Here is an 18,309-nt window from a genome sequence, read left to right on the forward strand (position 1 = left end):
CCGCCATGAGCCTGCTCACCCCTTCCCGGCGCACCGCCGCCGTACACAAGGAGCCGCGGCCACCGGACGCGGACCGGCGGACCGGCCCGCGCGGCGGGGCGCTGCGCAAGCAGTTCACCGCCTGGCTGTTCCTGGTCCCGACGCTGCTGGTCTTCGGGTTCTTCGCCTGGTGGCCGATCGTCCGCAGCCTGCTGATCAGCTTCCAGCGGACCAATCTCGTCGACCCCGCCGTCTGGGTGGGCCTCGACAACTTCCGGGCGGTCTTCGACGATCCGCTGCTGGGGACCGCCGTCGGCAACACCCTGCTCTTCGTCGGCCTCGGCCTGCTGATCGGCTTCCCCGCGCCCCTCTTCCTGGCCGCCGTCATGTCGACGGTGCGGCGCGGCGCCGGAGTCTTCCGCTTCCTCGTCTATCTGCCCGTGGTCATTCCGCCGGTGGTGGCGATCCTGCTGTGGAAGTGGTTCTACGACCCGGGCAGCGGGCTCTTCAACAGCGCCCTGGGGACCATCGGCCTCGGCCCGTACTCCTGGCTGGAGTCCTCCGACAGCGCGATGCTGTCCCTGGTCCTGGAGGCCACGTGGGCGGGCATGGGCGGCGCCGTGCTGATCTATCTCGCGGCCATGGTCGGCATCCCGGGTGAGCTGTACGAGGCCGCCGAGATGGACGGGGCCGGGATCCGGCGCCGACTCTGGCACATCATGCTTCCGCAACTGCGTCCGGTCATCGGCCTGCTGCTGCTCGTGCAGCTGATCAACACGGTGCAGGTCTTCACCGAGCCGTACGTCTTCACCGGCGGCGGCCCGGAGAACTCCACCCTGACCGTGCTGCTGCTGATCTTCCGGTACGCCTTCCAGGACGGCGCGTACGGCCAGGCGGCCGCGCTCTCCTTCCTGATGGTGCTCGCCCTCGCCCTGCTCTCCGCGGTCTATCTGCGGGCCACCCGCAGCTGGAGCAAGTCATGACCTCCCTCACCACCTTCGTCTCCGTCAACGACCGGCAGCGGCCCGGCGCCCGGGCGGCCGTGCGCTCCATCCAGGTCCTCACGCTCCTCCTGCTGCTGCTCATCGGCATCGGACCGCTCTACTGGATGGTCAAGGGCGCGGTGTCGCCGCCGACCGAGCTGACGACGCACCCCCTCGCCCTGTGGCCTGACCGGCCGCTGCCGGGCAACTTCACCACCGCGTACAAGGACCTCGGGGTCGGTCACTACCTGATGAACACCCTCCTGGTGGTGGGCGGTTCATGGCTGGTCCAGCTGTTCGTCTCGGCCACCGCCGGCTTCGCGCTGTCGGTGCTGCGGCCCCGGTTCGGGAAGGTGGTCTACGGGGCGATCCTCGCGACGATGTTCGTGCCGTACACCGTGAACATGGTCAGCCTCTTCATGACCGTGATCGACGTGCCGTTCCTCCACCTCAACCTCGGTGACACCTACTGGGCGATCTGGCTGCCCGCGGGGACGAACGCCTTCACGGTGCTGCTCGCCAAGCAGTTCTTCGACGCGCTGCCCCGGGAGCTCTTCGACGCGGCCCGGGTGGACGGCGTCAGCACCCGCCAGCTGCTGACGAAGATCGTGCTGCCGATGAGCCGGCCGGTGCTCGCCGTGATCAGCCTGCTGGCGGTCATGCACAGCTGGAAGGACTTCATCTGGCCGCTGGTCGCGATCACGGACCCCGAGAAGCAGCCGATCAGCGTCGCGCTCGCGCAGCTCGCCACCCAGGCGCCGCAGGACCAGCTCATCGCCGCGATGGTGCTCGCCGTCGCGCCGCCCGTCATCGTCTTCGCCGTCTGCCAGAAGTACATCGTCGCCGGACTGGGCTTCACCGGCGTCAAGGGCTGACTCCCAGCCCGCCCTCTCACTGCACTTCCTCTTCGGGACAAGAGAAAGGCACTGCCATGTCAGTCGCACGCCGCAGATTCCTCCAGGGCACAGCCGTCGCCGCGGGCACGGCCCTCATCCCGGCGGGGGCCGCGTACGCCGCGGACCCCGTCACCCTCACCGCCGAGGGCATCACGCTCGTCGGCCGGAGCGACGGGAGTGTGCTGCTCCAGGACGCCGCCGGCACCGACCGCCTGCTGCTCACCCATTTCATGATCAAGGACAGTGTGCTGGGCCAGCAGCGCACCTTCGGCGGCACCCCGGCGCGGATCACGCTGCCCGACGGGCGCCCCGCCCTGCGGATCACGTACGTCCTGGGCGGCGGCGCCCCCGGCATCACCGTGACCGGCACCTTCGACGTCACCGCGCACAAGGCGCACCTGAAGTGGGAGGTCGGCGGCTCCACCACGCTGACACCGACCGGCTTCCTGTTCGCCCGCGCCGCCCAGGGCACCGGCGCGACGGAGTCGTACGAAGCACTGACCACCTGGGAGAAGGACCCCCGGGGCGGCATCCCGTACGAGGTCAACGCGGGCGCCGTCTACACCGACACCTGGCCGGACGCCACCGCCTTCGTCTGCCTGTCCGCCACCACCCCCTCCTACACCAACGCCACCTGGGTGCACGCCCCCGGCACCCCGACCGGCACGACCACCGCCGTCACCGAGGCCGACATCGTGCTCGGCACCATGCGGCCGCGCGGTGCGGGGGCCCTCGCGAAGCGCCGGCCCCTGGGCATCGAGGTCTGGACCGACCAGCCGTTCAACCTGTACAAGGCCGCCGGGCAGACCATGACGCTCAAGGCGCAGGTGGTCAACGGGGCGGCCGCCGACCGGGCGGTGACCCTCAACTGGTGGGCGCGCGACTTCGCCGGCACCCGGATCGCCGGCGGCACGGTCTCCCGTACGGTGGCCGCCGGGACGGCGTGGGACGCCGCCTTCACGGTCACCTCCCCGTCGCAGGGCATCGTCTTCACGGAGGTGGAGGCCGTGGCGGGCAGCGACACGGCGTTCGCCCGCACCAACCTCACCGTCCTGCCGGACTTCGCCTACCAGGCGGGCGACGAGTCGATGTTCGGCATCGCCAACTACCCCTGGCTGCTGAAGCCGAGCCAGGACGCGGTCCTCGGGCTGATGAAGACGCTGGGCATCAAGCGCGTCCGCAACGCCTACGCCGGTGCGCCCGGCATCGACATCGCGACCCTCGACGCCCACGGCATCGGGCACAACGTCGAGCTCAGCTCCATCCCCCTCGGCGGCACCGCCGAGCAGATCGCGGCCTGGGCCGACACCAACGTCGCCAAGGCGATCGACTCGAAGGCCCCGTACTTCGAGGTCGCCAACGAGGTCAACACGCCCTGGATGTCGGGCCGGGGCGCCGATGTGTACGTCAGGGACGGTCTTCGCCAGGTCACCGACCGGCTGACCGCCGCCGGTTCGACGATGAAGGTCATGAACGCCGGCCTCGGCGGCATGGACCACGTCTGGACCACGAACTTCCACGCAGCCGGCGGCTGGGACCTCATCGACGCCTTCGCCATCCACCCGGGCCGCGGCAACTTCACCGCCGACTACGCCCCGCCGGTGGAGGAGTGGACGCTGGGGTCGACCGGTTCGTACTGGAACTTCCTCGGGGCGGTGCGCAAGGCCAGGGAGATCGTCGACACGTACGGCGGGAACAAGGAGCTGTGGCTCAGCGAGGCGTACGCGCCCACGAAGCCCAACTCCTGGTGGCACGACACCTACCGGCACGCCGCCGAGAACGTGCTGCTCTCGCTCGCACTGGCCAAGTCCGAAGGGGTGCGCGGCGTCAACTGGTACCAGCTGCACGACTCCGTCATCAGCCACCCGCAGTCGGCCGACCCCACCAACGTCGAGTACCACACCGGCCTGATGAACCGCGATACCAGTGCCAAGCCCTCGCTGCTCGCGTACGCGACCGCCGCCCGCGTCCTGGACCGGGCCACCTACGTCCGCCCGCTCGTCTTCGCGGACCCCGACGTCAAGGGCCTCCTCTTCACCACGCCGGACCGCGGCCCGGTGTCGTTCCTGTGGAGCCGCAAGGACGGCTACGTCCTCAACGCCGACCACGGCGACGACGCCTGGTACGCGTCACCCGAGCCCTGGACCGAGACCTGGACGACGAAGACCGAGGTCGTCGCCCACTCCGGCGCGGTCGCGGGCACCGTGACCGTACTGAACTGCATCGGGCAGGAGAGCACGCTCACCGCCGCCGGCGGCAAGGTCACCCTCACGCTCGACGGCGGCCCGCGCATCTTCTACGGACTCGCCGCCAACCCCGACTGGAAGTAGGAGCCCGCGGGCCATGAGGAACGAAACCGCACGTCACGACATCACCGTCGTCGGTGGCGGCCTGGCCGGGGTGAGTGCGGCCATCGCCGCCGCCCGGCTCGGCCGCACCGTCGCCCTGATCAACAACAGGCCCGTCCTCGGCGGGAATTCGAGCAGCGAGGTCCGCGTCTGGGTGTGCGGCGCGACCGGGCACGGGAGGAACCACTACGCCCGCGAGGGCGGCATCATGGGCGAACTGTTCGTCGAGAACCAGTTCCGCAACCCCGAAGGCAACCCGTACTACTGGGACGCCGTGGTGCTGGACGCGGTCCGCGCCGAACCGGGCATCACGCTCTACCTCAACACCGATGTGCGCGAGGTGGACGCCGGGGGCCCCGAGGACGCCCGGCGCATCACCGCCGTCACCGGCTGGATGATGGGGTCCGAGCGGCGGATCCGCTTCGAGAGCGACGTGTTCCTGGACTGCTCGGGAGACGGGCTCATCGGGCACCTCGCCGGCGCCCGGCACCGCATCGGGCGGGAGTCCCGGGCCGAGTACGACGAGCCGTGGGCCCCGGAGACGGCCGACGCCCTCACGCTCGGCTCGACGCTGCTCTTCTACACCAAGGACGCCGGGCACCCCGTCAAGTTCGTCGCGCCGGACTTCGCCCGGAACATCGCCGAGACCACCATCCCGCAGCGCCGCATCATCAAGTCCGGTGACAACGGCTGCGCCTACTGGTGGATCGAGTTCGGCGGCGAGCTCGACACGGTGCACGACAACGAGCGCATCCGCGACGAGCTGTGGGCGGTCATCCACGGCATCTGGGACCACATCAAGAACTCCGGCGAGTTCGACTCCGCGAACATGACGCTGGAGTGGGTGGGTTCGGTGCCCGGCAAGCGCGAGTACCGGCGCTTCCTCGGCGACTACGTCCTCCACCAGGGCGACATCCTCGGCCAGAGCGAGTTCGCCGACCGGGTGGCGTTCGGCGGCTGGTCCATCGACCTGCACCCGCCGAAGGGGGTGTACGCCACCGAGGACGGGGCCAGGCAGCGGTACGCGGACGGCATTTACCACATTCCGTACCGCAGTCTCTACTCGGTGAACACGACGAATCTGCTGTTCGCCGGGCGCAACATCTCCGCCAGTCATGTCGCCTTCGGCTCGACCCGGGTCATGGCGACCTGCGCCACCATCGGCCAGGCCGCGGGCACGGCAGCCGCGCTGTGCGCCGAGGGCGGTCTCGCGCCGCGTGAGCTCGCCGCCGCCGCGTTGCAGCGGACGCTGCTGCACGAGGACGCCTCGGTGATCGGCCTGGGCTCCACGGACCCGGACGACCTGGCGCTGACCGCCGTGGCCACGGCCTCGTCGGCCCTGGCCGGGCCGGACGCGCCGACGCCCGGGGAACGCTGGCCGCTGACCGCCGACGCGGGTCTCGTACTGCCCGTCGACCCGGAGCTGACCGCGCTGGAGCTGCTCGTCGACGCCGGCCGGGACACGGACCTCGTGGTCGAGCTGTACGACCCGGAGCTGGGACAGAACTACGTCCCGCGCCGCCTCGTCACCTCCGTCACCGTCCCGGTCGCCGCCGGGCCGAAGCAGTGGGTGCGCACCGGGCTGCGCTGGTCGCCGGAGACCTCCCGCAACGCGTTCGTCGTCGTACGGGCCAACGAGGATCTCGCCCTGTACAGCGCCGCCGAACCGGCCCCGGGAGTCCTGGCCCTCACCCGGGTGCCGCTGCGACCGCAGGACGAGTCTCCGCAGCCCCTTCGGGAGTGGACCGACGCGGGACTCCAGCGCCGCACGTTCTGCCTGCGCACGGGAGCGACCTCGGCGTACGCCCCGGCCAAGGCCGTGGACGGGTACGCCCGCCCGTACGCGGGACCGCACATGTGGGTCTCGGAGCCGCTGCGGGAGGACGGGGAGGAGTGGCTGGAGCTGTCCTGGCCCCGGCCGGTCACGCTGTCGCGGATCGACGTGCTCGCCGACGACGACGTCAACGAGGACCTGATCAATCTGCACCACCACCGGACCCCGTTCGACACGCTCCCCACCCTCCTGCGCGACTACCGGGTCGAGGCGCGCGAGCCGGACGGCAGCTGGAACGTCGTCGCGCGTACGTCGGACAACCGGCGCCGGCGACAGGTGCACACCCTGGACGGGCCGGTCACCACGGCAGCGTTGAGAATCGTCGTCGAGGCAACCAACGGGGCCGCGTCGGCGCACGTCGTCGCGGTGCGCGCCTACGCATAGGAGCAGCAGGTGGTCACACGAGTCCTGGTCACGGGGGCGGCGGGACGGATCGGCCGGGCGGTCCTCGCGCTGCTCGCCGAACGGTCCGTCGAGGCGAACGCCCTCGTCCTGGAGGATCCGGGCGATCTGCCGGCCCGGCTGGTCGTCGCCGGGGACGCCGCCGACGCGACGGCGGTCCGGGCGGCGCTGGCCGGCGCCGACGGGGTGATCCATCTGGCGGCGATCCCCACGCCGGAGCGCACCCCCGCGCAGGAGCTCTTCGCGGTGAACACCCTGGCCACGTTCACGGTCCTGGAGGAGGCGGGGCTGGCCGGGGTGCGACAGGCCGCGGTCGCCAGTTCCTGGGGGATCACGGGTCTGCCGTGGACGGCGGATCCGTCTCCGCACCCCGCCTACGTGCCGGTCGACGAGGCGATGCCTTCGCAGGTGGCCGACCCGTACGGGCTGTCCAAACAGGTCGACGAGCTGACGGCCGCGGCGATGGCGCGGCGGCACGGGATGAGCGTGGTCTGTCTGCGCTATCCGTTCGTCGGCGGATTCGACGAACGGCTGCGGGCGCACGCGGCGCGGCTCACCGCGGAGCCGGCGGCGGGGGCCCGGGACCTGTGGACGTATCTGGAGGTGCGGGACGCGGCGCGGGCCGCCCTGCTGGCTCTCGGCGTGCCGGGCCCGGGCGCGCACTCCGTCCATGTGTGCGCGCCCGAGACCCTCGTCCCGTTCCCGACGGAGGAACTGCTGCGCCGCTACCACCCGGCGACGCCGCTGCTGCTTCCGCTGCCCGGACGCGCCGCGCCGGTGGACACCACGGCGGCCGAGCGGCTGTTCGGTTTCACGGCGGAGCATCTGCTCGACGAGTGAGTGAATCCGGGGGCCGCTTCCCGGCACAGGAGTGCCGTGGGCACGACGCCGCCGAATGATCGGTTAGTTTCCGCGAGTGACCAACTCTGTACGGAAACTGACGGCGATGACCGTTCTGGGGGCGGTGCTCGGAGCTGCCCTCGTCGGCTGCGGGAGTTCGGGGGACTCTCCCGGCCACGCCCCGGCCGCCGCGCACGCCCCGGCCCACTCCCCGTCGGCCGCCTCCCCTTCGGCCACCGCCTCACCGGCCGCCGGGAAGCCGCCGGTCCTGGCGCCCGGGCCCGGCGGCCTGACCCCCGTCCTGGAGCGCGGGCCGAGCCGCACGGACAAGGTCGTGGCCCTCACCTTCGACGCCGACATGACGGCGGACGAGGGACCGCGCGCGGCCGCGGGCGAGCACTTCGACAATCCGGAACTGATCGCCCTGCTGCGCCGGCTGAAGGTGCCGGCGACGGTGTTCATGACCGGCCGGTGGGCCGAGGAGTACCCCGGGCAGGCCCGTTCCATCGGCACGGACCCGCTCTTCGAGATCGCCAGCCACTCCTACAGCCACTACGCCTTCACCTCGCCCTGCTACGGGCTGCCGGCCGTGGAGGAGGACGCGATGCGCGGCGAGGTGGAGCGGGCGTTCGACGCGATCCGGAAAGCCGGCGCCCGCCATGTGGTGCCGTACTTCCGCTTCCCCGGCGGCTGCTACGACAAGGCCGCCCTGCGCGCGATCGCGCCGGAGAAGGTGACGGCCGTGCAGTGGGACGTCGTCAGCGGGGACGCGTTCGCGACGGACGCGGACGCGGTGGCGCAGCAGGTGCTGGACGGGGTGAAGCCCGGGTCGCTGGTCGTCATGCACTGCACCCGCAGCGCCGCACCGGTCACCGGTGAGGCGGTGCGCCAGGTGGTCCCGGAGCTGCGCAAGCGCGGATACCGCTTCGTGCGGGTGTCGCAGCTGATGGCCGGCCGGCCCGGGCGGACCTGACCGCCGCTCAGCCCGAACAGGCCGTGCGCTGGGCCTCCTGCCACTCGCAGACCGGGCAGAGCGTGATGCCCTTGACCGACTCCGCGTACTCGGTCGGCTTCCGGCACAGGACGCACTCGGCGTACGGGGGCCCGGCGGCCCGGTCCGGGGACGCGGCCGGTGTCTCGCAACAGGTCTCGCTCCCGGGCGCGTCGCCGCCCTCGTCCGTGCGCTCATCCATGGGTACGAGCCTACTCAGGCCCGTACCGCGGTGAGTCCGCAGGCGACTGCGCCGGCCGCCGTCGCCACGGCCGCCGCACCGAGCAGCGGGAGGAGCGGCACATGGACCGTGCCGGTCAGGGAGCCGGTGACCAGGTCCGTCACCGCGTACTTCGCGGGCGAGCCGGTGGTCACCAGGGCCAGCAGGGCCCCGAGCACGGTCGCCGCGATGGACCAGCGGCGCCGGTGCAGCAGCGGCCGGGTGCACAGCGCCCCCACCGCCGCCCCGAGCAGGACGCAGCAGGCGGTGGCGAGCAGCCCGGCGAGCCCGGCGGACGGCAGAGGAACGCGGACGGTGTGACCGGTGCTGGCCGGCTCGCTGATCAGCAGGACGACGGCGGTGGCGGCAGCGCCCAGCAGCCCGGCGCACCCCAGCGCCGTGAGCAGGGCCGCCAGATGGGCCCGAGGCCGGCCGCCCGCCGCCGCGGCGACGACCGTCCGGGCGGCGGGCGGCTCCTGGGTGGCGCAGACCTGTACGAGCCAGGCGGTGACGGGCAGCAGCCCGGCCGCGGCGTAGCCGAGCGAGTCCAGGACGGGCTGTCCCGTAGCGCACGCCGACGCCGAGGAAGGCCACGTACAGCAGGACGGGCGCGAGCCAGCGCTGGGAGCGCAGCAGCAGGGCGGTCTGATAGCGGATCAGGGCGGTCATGGCGTCTCGTCGGGGGTGCGGGACAGCGCCGTCAGCCGGGTGATGTGCCAGGGCGGGCGGGCCGTGAGCAGGGCGCTCAGCAAAGCGTCGGAGTGGGCGGCCGCGACGGTGAGCCGCAGAGTTCCGTCCTCGGCGGCGCCGCACACGGGGGCGCCGGGCAGGGCGTCGGGGAGCGGGGCGCCGGGCGGGCCGGACACCTCGATCCGCACCCTGGGCCCGGTCGCGGTCCCGGACGGGGCGAGGGACGCCGCGACGACTCCGGTCGCCTCGACGCTCAGGACGGAGCCGGCGGCGCCCGCGAGCCGGCGCGGGTCGTGGTCGACGAAGACGACGGTGGATCCGGCGGCGACCCGGGCGGCGACGGCCCGGTCCAGTTCGTCCCGGGCCGCGGTGTCCAGGCCGGTCCAGGCCTCGTCCAGTACCAGCAACTCCGGTGCGGCCAGGAGCGCCTGGGCGACGGCGACCTTCTGGCTGGTGCCCTTGGAGAGTTCCGCCAGCGGAGTACGGGCGTGCCCGGCGGCCCCGAAGCGGGTCAGCCACTCGTCCGCCCGCGCGGCCGCCTCGGCCCGGCGCAGCCCGTGGATCCGGCCGAGGTGGACGAGATAGCCGGCGGCCGTGAAGGGCAGGGCCGCCGGGAACCGCTCGGGGACGTACGCCGTGCGCGGCCGGCTGCCGGTGATCCGGCCCTCGGTGGGGGCGTCGGTCCCGGCGAGGAGGCGCAACAGGGTGGACTTGCCGGTGCCGTTGGCGCCTTCGACGCGGACGAGGGTGCGCGCGGGCAGACCGAGGTCCACCCCGCGCAGCACCCAGGGCCCGGCGAGGCCGTACCGCCGTCCCACCCCGCGCAACCGCAGGATCTCGGTGCTCAGTTGGACGACGCCTTCTCGGTCTTGAGCTCGCTGGGACGGACGATCACGAACCCCTCGCCGTCCAGACGCAGCTGCACCGCCTCCCCCGAGCCGCCGCGCAGCATCGAGCCGACGCTCTGCGAGCGGTGCAGCGACGTGTTCAGGTGGGCGCTCCAGCCGACGACCGCGTCCGTGTCGACACAGACCGGCTGCTGCGGGGTGACGGGGATCACTATGGGGTGTCCCTCGCACATCAGGCCGAGCTTGCCGTAGCCGGTGAAAACGCTGTTGAAGAGGCCGCCGCCGGTCATGCCCGCGCCCTTCACGGTCTTGATCTCGTAGGCGAGCGTGGCGTCGAAACACAGGACGTTGCGGCCGTTGATGGTGAGGACGTCGCCCTGCTCCATCTCCACGATGAAACAGTTGGCCGCCTCGTGCGCGAACCAGGCCTCGCCCTGACCGCGCACCGCCATCAGCGGCAGCCCCTCACCGGTCACGGCGCGCTTGAGCATGCCGCCGAGGCCCTGCCCCTTGCGCTCGAACTGGAGATCACCGCGGAAGGCGACCATCGATCCCTGCCTGGCGTGCATCTCGCCGTTGACCGCGTACTTGATGGATTTGGCGTTCTGCAGGGTCATGCCGGGGGCCGTCGCCTGCTGTGCCATGTGCTCGCTGGAAAAGAGATCGCTCTTCATGCGGTGCATCCTCACCCGGAGGGTTTCATTCCGCCAAGAAGGTGAGCCGGGGCGGCTGGCAGACTGGACGGGTGAGCAGCAACGACATCCCCGAGTCCCCGTCCGTTCCCGCCGCCCTTCCGGCGGACAGCCCCTTCCGTTCCGAGCGGACGAAACGGGACGAAGCACCTCAGTACGTCCTCCCGTTGGTGGTGCACATCGAGAAGACGGCGCCCCCGACCCGTACCGACGCGCTGCGCACGGCAGCCCGGGCGGTGCTGGTGATGCTGTCCGACGAGCGGTCGGTGGGCGAGGGCGAGTGGGCGCAGGTGATGCGGGACTGGCAGGACGCCCGGATCCGCAAGGTGGTGCGGCGGGCTCGCGGCGCGGAGTGGCGCAAGGCCTGCGCGCTGCCCGGGATCACGGTCACGGGCGAGGAGGCCGAGGTGCGGGTCTACCCGCCGGTGCCGCTCGACGGCTGGCCCAAGGAGCTGGCGAAGCTCCAGGTCTCCGGGACGGACCTGGACGACCCCGAGCCCCCGGCCGCCCCCGACCTCACCGGCCCGGTCCTCTGGCTGAACCCGGAGCTCGGCATGTCCGCCGGCAAGGAGATGGCCCAGGCCGGGCACGGCGCCCAGCTCGCCTGGTGGGAGCTGTCGGAGACGGAGCGCAAGGCGTGGCGCGAGGCGGGCTTCCCGCTCTCGGTCGCCACCCCGGACGCGGCCCGCTGGCGGGAACTCACGGTGGGCGGGCTGCCCGTGGTGCGGGACGCCGGGTTCACCGAGATCGCGCCGGGCTCGTGCACGGTGGTCGCCGACCACCCGGCGCTGCGCCGCTGAGCCGTCCCACCCGTCCGGTGCCGAGCCGTCCCACCCGCACACAGGTGCTCAGCCGTCCCACCCGTACACAGGTTTCGGTCCGGTCCGCTGAACGGTCCGGTGCGCCGATACGTATCCCCTGACGCCGCCGCACTGGCAATACTGCCCGGTAGGTCGCACGGCCGGTCAGTCCCCGGCCGCTCCGACCGGCGGTTGCTTGGACGCCGTCACGCCTCGGCCCGGGAGAGACCTCTGTGCGACGCATCAACGGAACGGCCCTCATCATCGCTGCGCTCGTCGCCACGCTCGGCGCACTCGCCTACCCGGTCTGGTCGTACGCCGACCGCTCCGGCACCGGTCAGGCGAACCTCGACGCGTCGACCACCGCCACCCAGTGGGGTCCGCTCTCCGCGACCGACCGGGACTTCCTGGTGAAGGTGCGGCTGGCCGGACTCTGGGAGCTGCCCGCCGGCCAGCAGGCCATCGAGCGGGCACCGACCGAGGCGATCAAGGCCACCGGGGACCATCTGGTCGTCGGGCACACCGATCTCGACCGCCGGGCCCGGGCCGTCGCCGCCAAGCTGGGTGTGGAGCTGCCGAACCAGCCGAACGAGCAGCAGCAGGGCTGGCTGCGGGAGCTGACCGCGGCGAGCGGCGAGGAGTACGAGCGGAAGTTCGCCAATCTGCTGCGCAACGCGCACGGCAAGGTCTTCGCACTGATCGCCCAGGTCCGGCACACCACCCGCAACACACTGATCCGGCAGCTGGCCACGGACGCCAACCAGACCGTGCTCGACCACATCACCATGCTGGAGAGCACGAGTTTCGTGGACTTCGACGCCATCGCCCGGGAGGCGGCCGGGGCGGCCACCGCCAGTCCGACGGGTCCGCCGACGGCGCCGGACGGCTCCGTGCTGCCGCAGCCGGTTCCGGCCGCGCCGACCGGGGACCAGTCCTTCACCTCGCGGCCCTCCACGGCGCCGATGCCCTGACCGGCGGACATCCGGAACCTCAAATCGACCTCTGAACGTCCCCCTCTTCGGATTCACCGCCGCGCGGCGGGGCCATGACCCCTGCACGGAGCGGAGGAGGGGGACACCATGAAGCTGGGAATCGGGATCGGCTGGCGGCCGGAGATCGCGGACGCGGTGGAGGCGCTGCCGGGGATCGACTGGGTGGAGGCGGTCGCGGAGAACCTCTGCGACGACCATCTGCCCGCGTCGCTGGTACGGCTGAGGGAGCGCGGGGTCACCGTGGTGCCGCACGGGGTCTCGCTCGGCCTCGGCGGGGCCGAGCGCCCCGACCCGGACCGGCTCGCCGCTCTCGCGGCCCGGGCGGCCCTGCTGGACGCGCCCCTGGTGACCGAGCACATCGCCTTCGTCCGGGCCGGCGGTGCGCGCACCGGTTCCGCGGTCCTGGAGGCCGGGCACCTGCTGCCGGTGCCGCGGACCCGGGCGGCGCTGGACGTGCTGTGCGAGAACGTCCGGATCGCGCAGGACTCGCTGCCGGTGCCGCTGGCGCTGGAGAACATCGCGGCGCTGTTCTCCTGGCCCGACGAGGAGCTGACCGAGGGGCAGTTCCTGGCGGAGCTCGTCGAGCGCACGGGGGTGCGGCTGCTCATCGACGTGGCGAACCTGCACACGAACCACGTCAACCGGGGCGAGGACCCGGTCAGGGCCCTGGACGAACTGCCGGTGGAGGCCATCGCGTACGTGCACGTGGCGGGCGGCGTCGAGAAGGACGGGGTCTGGCACGACACCCACGCCCACCCGGTCACGGCACCGGTCCTCGACATCCTTGCCGAGCTCCGCTCCCGGGTCTCCCCGCCGGGCGTCCTGCTGGAGCGCGACGACGACTTCCCGCCGGCGGCCGAGCTGGCCGGTGAGCTGGACACGATCCGGGCGACGCTCGACGGGGACGGGGACGGGGACCGCGTGCGACGGCCGGCCTCCGGCGCCCCGGAGACATCGGCGGACGCGGACCCGGCCCCGGACCCTGCGTCGGAGGCCCTGCGTGACCGGGTCGCGGTCGCGCAGACCTCGCTGCTGTCCGCCCTCGTCGCGGGCACGCCCGCCCCGGAGGGCTTCGACCGCCGCCGGCTCCGGGTCCAGAGCCGGGCGCTGGCCGCCAAGCGCGCCGATGTCGTCGCCAAGGTGGCCCCCGAGCTCCCGGAGATCCTGGGGCGCGGCTACCGGGACGCGTTCCTCGCGTACGCCGGAGCCCGTCCGATGTCCGCCGGGTACCGGCGCGACGCCCTGGACTTCGCCGAGCACCTGCTCCTCACCGGCCACCCCGGGGACGCCGCGGCCCGCCGCCGGCTGACCCACTGGTGGCAGGACCGGGCGGCCCCGAGGCCGCCCCGCCGCGTCACCCGGCTGGCCCGGGCGGCCCGTTCCGTACTCGTAGGAAGGTGACCGGGATGAACACACTGGCCCTGGTCCTGAATCTCGCCGTGGTGGTCTCCTCGACCCTCCTGATCGTGGGGACGGCCCGGACCGCCCGCAGCGGCCCCGGCGGCCCCGCCCACGACCTGTCCGAGGTGGCTTTCCTGAACGGCGGGCCCGGCCGGGTGGTGGACACCGCGCTCGCCGCGATGCAGGAGGACGGCAGGCTGGTGGTCGGCGGGCCCGGGATCGTCGCGGTCCAGCGCCCCGTCGCCCACGACCCGGTGGAGCGGGCCGTGCTCCAGGAGCTGGCCGCGGCCCCCAGCGGCGCGCTGCCCGTCCTGCGGACCGCGGTGATGCGTCATCCCGCCGTGCAGGAACTCGGTGACGGCCTGGCCGGGCGCGGACTGCTGAATCCGCCAGGGGAGAACCTGAAGTGGCACGTGTGGGGCCGGGTGCAGGGACTCGTCTGCCTGCTGGGCTTCCCGGTCGCCTTCGTGCTGACCCTCGCCCGGTTCTCCGGGGAGGGCGTCCCGTTCTTCCTCCTGGTGTTCCCCGCCCTGGTCGCCGGCACCCTCATCGGGCTGATCCGCGCGTCCGGCGCCCGCTCCCGGATCACCAAGGCCGGCCGCAGGGCCGCCGCGGAGTACCGCTTCGCCCACGCGTACCGGACGGACGCGGCCCATCTGGTGGCGACGGCCGGGCTCCGGGCACTCCCCGACCCCGCGTTGCGCACGCATCTGATCGCGGCGGCCCGGACGCGGCCCACGGGGGCGTACCCGCCCTCGCACCACACCTCGGACTCCTCGGGGATGCTGCTCGTGCCGACGGTGTGGTGTGCCGGATCGAGCCCGGGCGGCGGCTGCGGCGGCTCCGCCGGAACCGGCGGCGGGGGCGGCTGCGGCGGCTCGGGGTCGAGCTGCGGTTCCGGCTCGGGGTCCAGTTGCAGCTCGGGATCCAGTTGCAGCTCCGGGTCCAGTTGCAGCTCCGGATCGAGCTGCGGCGGCAGTTCCGGGTCCAGTTGCGGCAGCAGTTCCTGAGCCGTCGTCGTCCGCATGATGAAATCCCCTGGTGCTCCGGATCCGTCTCGCATAGAAATCCGGCATGCTCTGGGTTCTGTTTCTGCTGGTCGCATGGGGTGCGGCAGCCATCTCATGCACCAGGCTCTGCCTGGTGGCCGCGCGCCTGGCCCCGCCGCCCGACGGCTCGTCCCGGGAGGCCGGGGAGGGTCCGCGTCCGGCGGACGGCCCCGAACTCACCCTGTACGAGACGGCGTTCCTGGCCGGCGGCCCGCACCGGGTCGCCGATCTGGCCCTGGTCACCATGCATCTGCGCCGGCGGCTGCTGCTCGCGCACACCGGCTGGGCGACGGTCGTCGACCCCGACGGCCGGGACGAGGTGGAGCGCACGGTGATCCGTGCCATAGGTCCGCGGGGCCAGTCACCGATCGCGCCGGTCCGGTCGGCGGCGGCCGCGGCCGATGCCGTACGCGCCCTGGCCGACCGGCTCGTCGCGGCGGGCCTGGCGCTGCCCGGCGGGGCCGGGTCGGACATCGGGGCCGCGCTGCGGGCGGTGCGCGGGGCGGCGTTGCTCGTGGTCGCGCTGGGCGCCGCCGCAGTGCTGACCCCCGGCCGGGAGCAGACTCCGGGCGGCTCGGCGGTGCCGGTGCTGGTCTGGTTCGGGCTCCCGCTCGTGCTGACCCTGGGCTGTCTGGCCATCGCCCGGATGGAAGTGCGCCCGTACAGTTCCTGGGCCTCCCCCGCCGGACAGCGGCTGCTGGAGGCGCGTACGGCGTCGGCGGGCGGACAGGAGCGCGACGCGCTGGTGGCGTTCGCCGTGCGGGGCGTGGGCGCGGTGGCCGATCCGGCGCTGCGGGCCGCGCTCACCGGCCGCGGCGGGACCGCGCGGATCTTCCCGTGAATGACACCGGTGCGGCGCGCTGGAAGCGCGCCGCACCGGGGGCCGAACCCGGTGTCGCTGGAACGGCGGGCGGCACGGATGCCGCTGGGTCCGCCGTCTGATCTTCCGGGTTGGGGTGGTCGGAACCCGCTCGCTACGCGAGCCCGGCCACCAGGTCCGCGACCGACTTGCGCCGGCCGGTGAAGAAGGGGACCTCCTCGCGGACGTGCATCCGCGCCTCGGAGGCCCGCAGGTGACGCATCAGGTCGACGATGCGGTACAGCTCGTCGGCCTCGAAGGCCAGCACCCACTCGTAGTCGCCGAGCGAGAACGAGGCGACCGTGTTGGCGCGCACGTCGGGGTAGCCCCGGGCCATCTTGCCGTGGTCCGCGAGCATGCGGCGGCGGTCCTCGTCCGGCAGCAGGTACCAGTCGTACGAGCGCACGAAGGGGTACACGCTGATGAAGTCGCGCGGCGACTCGTCGGCGAGGAACGCCGGGACGTGCGACTTGTTGAACTCGGCCGGGCGGTGCAGCGCCATGTTCGACCAGACCGGGGTGAGGCTCCTGCCCAGCCGGGTGCGCCGGAAGAGGTTGTACGCCTCCTGCAGCGCCTCCGCCGTCTCGGCGTGCCACCAGACCATGACGTCGGCGTCGGCGCGCAGCCCGGACACGTCGTACGTGCCGCGCACGGTGACGTCCTTGGCGGCGAGCTGGTCGAACAGCTCCTGGACCTCACCGGAGTACGCGGCGCGGTCCGTGTCCGAGGGCAGCACGTCGCGCAGCTTGAAGACGGACCACAGCGTGTAGCGGACCACGTCGTTGAGGTCCTTCGCCTTCTTGCCGGCGTTGGGGACCTTGCTTGATGTCTCAGTCTCAGGAGCACTCATACGGCTATTGTCCCGCCTCGCTCCGTGTGCCCTGAACCAGGGTCCCCGTGGCGATGATCTCCCCGCCGTCACCGGCGGTGTCCGTGCCGCTCTCCCCCGCGAGGTCCGCGGCGATCTCGTCGGCGGCGCGCCGGGCGCTCGCGATGCAGGCGGGGATGCCGACACCGTCGTAGACCGCACCGCAGACGCGCAGCGCCGGCAGCTTGGCGACCTCGTCGCGGATCCGGGCGACGCGGCCGAGGTGGCCCACGGGGTACTGCGGCAGTCCGCCGATCCACCGGGTGACCTCGGTGGCGACGGGCCGTGCGGTCAGTCCGGTGGCCGCGGCGAGGTCGGCGAGCGAGACGCCGACGAGTTCGGCGTCCTCGCGGTGCAGGTGGTCCTCCTCGCCGTACCGGCCCACCGAGGTCCGCAGGACGAAGAGGCCGGGTGCCGCGTCGGAGACCCACTGCCACTTGTGGGTGGAGAAGGTGGCGGCCTTGATGGTGTGTCCGTCGACCGGCGGCACCAGGAAGCCGGAGCGCCCGTCGAAGGACGTGAGCCCGGCCACGTCGGAGCGGCGGAAGGCCATGGTGACCAGGGCCATGGAGGCGTACTCGACGCCCGCGAGTTCGGCTGAGGCGGCCGGGGACTCGGCGGCGAGCAGCGTGGAGGCGGACCAGGCGGGGGCGGCGAGGACGATGCCGTCGGCGGTGATCACCCGGGTGTCCGTGCGTACGTCCCAGCCGTCCGCGGTACGGGTCAGGCCCAGCACGGGGGTCTCGGTGAGGATCTCGCCGCCGCCGGCGCGCACGGCGTCGGCGACGGCGCCCGGCAGCGTGCCGATCCCGCCCTCGATGCCCTGGAAGACCGGTCCGGTCTGCTGCCGCGCGGCGGCCTGTTCCTGGATGCGGGTGACGCCGTCGAGGAGCGAGCCGGACTGCCGGGCGAGCTCGAAGAGCTGCGGTACGGCGGCGCGCATCGAGATCCGGTAGGCGTCGCCGGCGTAGACCCCGCCCAGGAGCGGCTCGACCAGCCGGTCGACGACCTCGCGGCCCAGCCGGTCGGCCACGTACGCACCGACGGCCACGTCGTCGCCGACGGCGGTCGGGGTGAGGTCGCGTTCCTGCGCGATCCGGGCGAGGCCCTCGGGCGAGAGCACGTCGCCCAGGACGGAAGGGTCGCCGGGCACGCCCATCACATGGCCCTTGGGCATGGGGCGCAGCGCGTCGCGGGTCCACAGCGAGGCGGTGGCCGTGGCCGGCGGCCGGAGGCGCCCGCCGAGGCCGACCTCGCGGGCCAGGCCGACCGCTTCCGGGCGCCGGGCGAGCATCGACTCGGCGCCGAGGTCGACCTGCACGCCAGCGACCTCACCGGTCATGAGCTTGCCGCCGAGCCGGGCGGTGGCCTCCAGGAGGGTGACCTTCAGGCCGGTACCGAGAAGCCGGTGGGCGGCCGCGAGTCCGGCGATGCCGCCGCCGATGACGACGACGTGCCCCGGGGCCCTGTCCGCACGCTGTGTTGAACGCTGCATGCCCCCACTCTCTCAAACCTCTTCCGAGTCCCGACCGTGACCGCTTCGAAACCGGTTTCACGCAACCCGGCCCACCCCCTCGTACGTCGAATCGGAGCCATCAATCACCCGTCCTGGGGGGA

Annotated in this window: 16 protein-coding genes and 1 pseudogene; 11 read left to right on the forward strand and 6 right to left on the reverse strand. The window is 72.9% G+C overall.

The window, feature by feature from the left end:
• The first annotated feature begins 5 nt into the window (after positions 1-5).
• The 6 genes from OG521_08840 to OG521_08865 all read left to right on the forward strand — a co-directional run bounded on the left by OG521_08840 (position 6) and on the right by OG521_08865 (position 8,255).
• On the forward strand, positions 6-962 hold the full coding sequence (locus tag OG521_08840) for a sugar ABC transporter permease (GenBank protein ID WUW20892.1): 957 nt from the start codon (positions 6-8) through the stop codon (positions 960-962).
• A complete protein-coding gene (locus tag OG521_08845) occupies positions 959-1,837 on the forward strand; it encodes a carbohydrate ABC transporter permease (GenBank protein WUW20893.1) in 879 nt (292 codons plus the stop codon). The genes OG521_08840 and OG521_08845 overlap by 4 nt, the downstream gene beginning before the upstream one ends.
• A 56-nt stretch (positions 1,838-1,893) precedes the next feature.
• Complete coding sequence (locus OG521_08850) at positions 1,894-4,188, forward strand: hypothetical protein (protein ID WUW20894.1); 2,295 nt, start codon at positions 1,894-1,896, stop codon at positions 4,186-4,188.
• Positions 4,189-4,201: 13 nt separating this feature from the next.
• Complete coding sequence (locus OG521_08855) at positions 4,202-6,424, forward strand: FAD-dependent oxidoreductase (GenBank protein WUW20895.1); 2,223 nt, start codon at positions 4,202-4,204, stop codon at positions 6,422-6,424.
• A gap of 9 nt (positions 6,425-6,433) precedes the next feature.
• A complete protein-coding gene (locus OG521_08860; protein ID WUW20896.1) occupies positions 6,434-7,282 on the forward strand; it encodes an NAD(P)-dependent oxidoreductase in 849 nt (282 codons plus the stop codon).
• A gap of 97 nt (positions 7,283-7,379) precedes the next feature.
• On the forward strand, positions 7,380-8,255 hold the full coding sequence (locus OG521_08865) for a polysaccharide deacetylase family protein (protein WUW26616.1): 876 nt from the start codon (positions 7,380-7,382) through the stop codon (positions 8,253-8,255).
• A 7-nt stretch (positions 8,256-8,262) separates the two neighbouring features.
• On the opposite strand, the gene OG521_08870 is transcribed toward OG521_08865, so the two are convergent.
• The 4 genes and pseudogenes from OG521_08870 to OG521_08885 all read right to left on the reverse strand — a co-directional run bounded on the left by OG521_08870 (position 8,263) and on the right by OG521_08885 (position 10,705).
• Positions 8,263-8,475 (reverse strand): hypothetical protein, encoded by a 213-nt coding sequence (locus tag OG521_08870; protein ID WUW20897.1) that lies wholly within the window; start codon positions 8,473-8,475, stop codon positions 8,263-8,265.
• A gap of 14 nt (positions 8,476-8,489) precedes the next feature.
• A pseudogene (locus OG521_08875) lies at positions 8,490-9,162 on the reverse strand (ABC transporter).
• Complete coding sequence (locus tag OG521_08880; GenBank protein ID WUW20898.1) at positions 9,159-10,001, reverse strand: ATP-binding cassette domain-containing protein; 843 nt, start codon at positions 9,999-10,001, stop codon at positions 9,159-9,161. Before OG521_08880 ends, OG521_08875 begins: the two are co-directional and overlap by 4 nt.
• Before the next feature lie 26 nt (positions 10,002-10,027).
• The gene (locus OG521_08885; GenBank protein WUW20899.1) at positions 10,028-10,705 is read right to left on the reverse strand and encodes an AIM24 family protein; all 678 of its coding nucleotides are present in this window, start codon (positions 10,703-10,705) and stop codon (positions 10,028-10,030) included.
• A 71-nt stretch (positions 10,706-10,776) separates the two neighbouring features.
• Between OG521_08885 and OG521_08890 the strand changes: the two genes are divergently transcribed.
• The 5 genes from OG521_08890 (at position 10,777) to OG521_08910 (ending at position 15,806) form a co-directional block, all read left to right on the forward strand.
• Positions 10,777-11,523, forward strand: coding sequence for a peptidyl-tRNA hydrolase (locus OG521_08890; protein WUW20900.1), 747 nt, complete (start codon positions 10,777-10,779; stop codon positions 11,521-11,523).
• 233 nt (positions 11,524-11,756) lie between these two features.
• Entirely contained in the window at positions 11,757-12,494 is a 738-nt protein-coding gene (locus tag OG521_08895; GenBank protein WUW20901.1) for a DUF4142 domain-containing protein, read from the forward strand.
• A 108-nt stretch (positions 12,495-12,602) separates the two neighbouring features.
• On the forward strand, positions 12,603-13,916 hold the full coding sequence (locus tag OG521_08900) for a DUF692 domain-containing protein (GenBank protein WUW20902.1): 1,314 nt from the start codon (positions 12,603-12,605) through the stop codon (positions 13,914-13,916).
• Positions 13,917-13,921: 5 nt separating this feature from the next.
• A complete protein-coding gene (locus OG521_08905; protein WUW20903.1) occupies positions 13,922-14,926 on the forward strand; it encodes a TIGR04222 domain-containing membrane protein in 1,005 nt (334 codons plus the stop codon).
• A 64-nt stretch (positions 14,927-14,990) separates the two neighbouring features.
• Positions 14,991-15,806 carry a TIGR04222 domain-containing membrane protein gene (locus OG521_08910; protein WUW20904.1) on the forward strand — a complete coding sequence of 272 codons (816 nt, stop codon included), beginning with the start codon at positions 14,991-14,993 and terminating at the stop codon, positions 15,804-15,806.
• Between the two features lie 133 nt (positions 15,807-15,939).
• Here the strand turns inward: OG521_08910 and OG521_08915 are convergent, their stop codons facing one another.
• Complete coding sequence (locus OG521_08915; GenBank protein WUW20905.1) at positions 15,940-16,674, reverse strand: chlorite dismutase family protein; 735 nt, start codon at positions 16,672-16,674, stop codon at positions 15,940-15,942.
• 4 nt (positions 16,675-16,678) lie between these two features.
• On the reverse strand, positions 16,679-18,187 hold the full coding sequence (gene hemG, locus OG521_08920) for a protoporphyrinogen oxidase (protein WUW20906.1): 1,509 nt from the start codon (positions 18,185-18,187) through the stop codon (positions 16,679-16,681).
• Positions 18,188-18,309 lie beyond the last annotated feature (122 nt).

This window comes from Streptomyces sp. NBC_01463 (genome assembly GCA_036227345.1).
Taxonomy (GTDB): Bacteria; Actinomycetota; Actinomycetes; order Streptomycetales; family Streptomycetaceae; genus Streptomyces.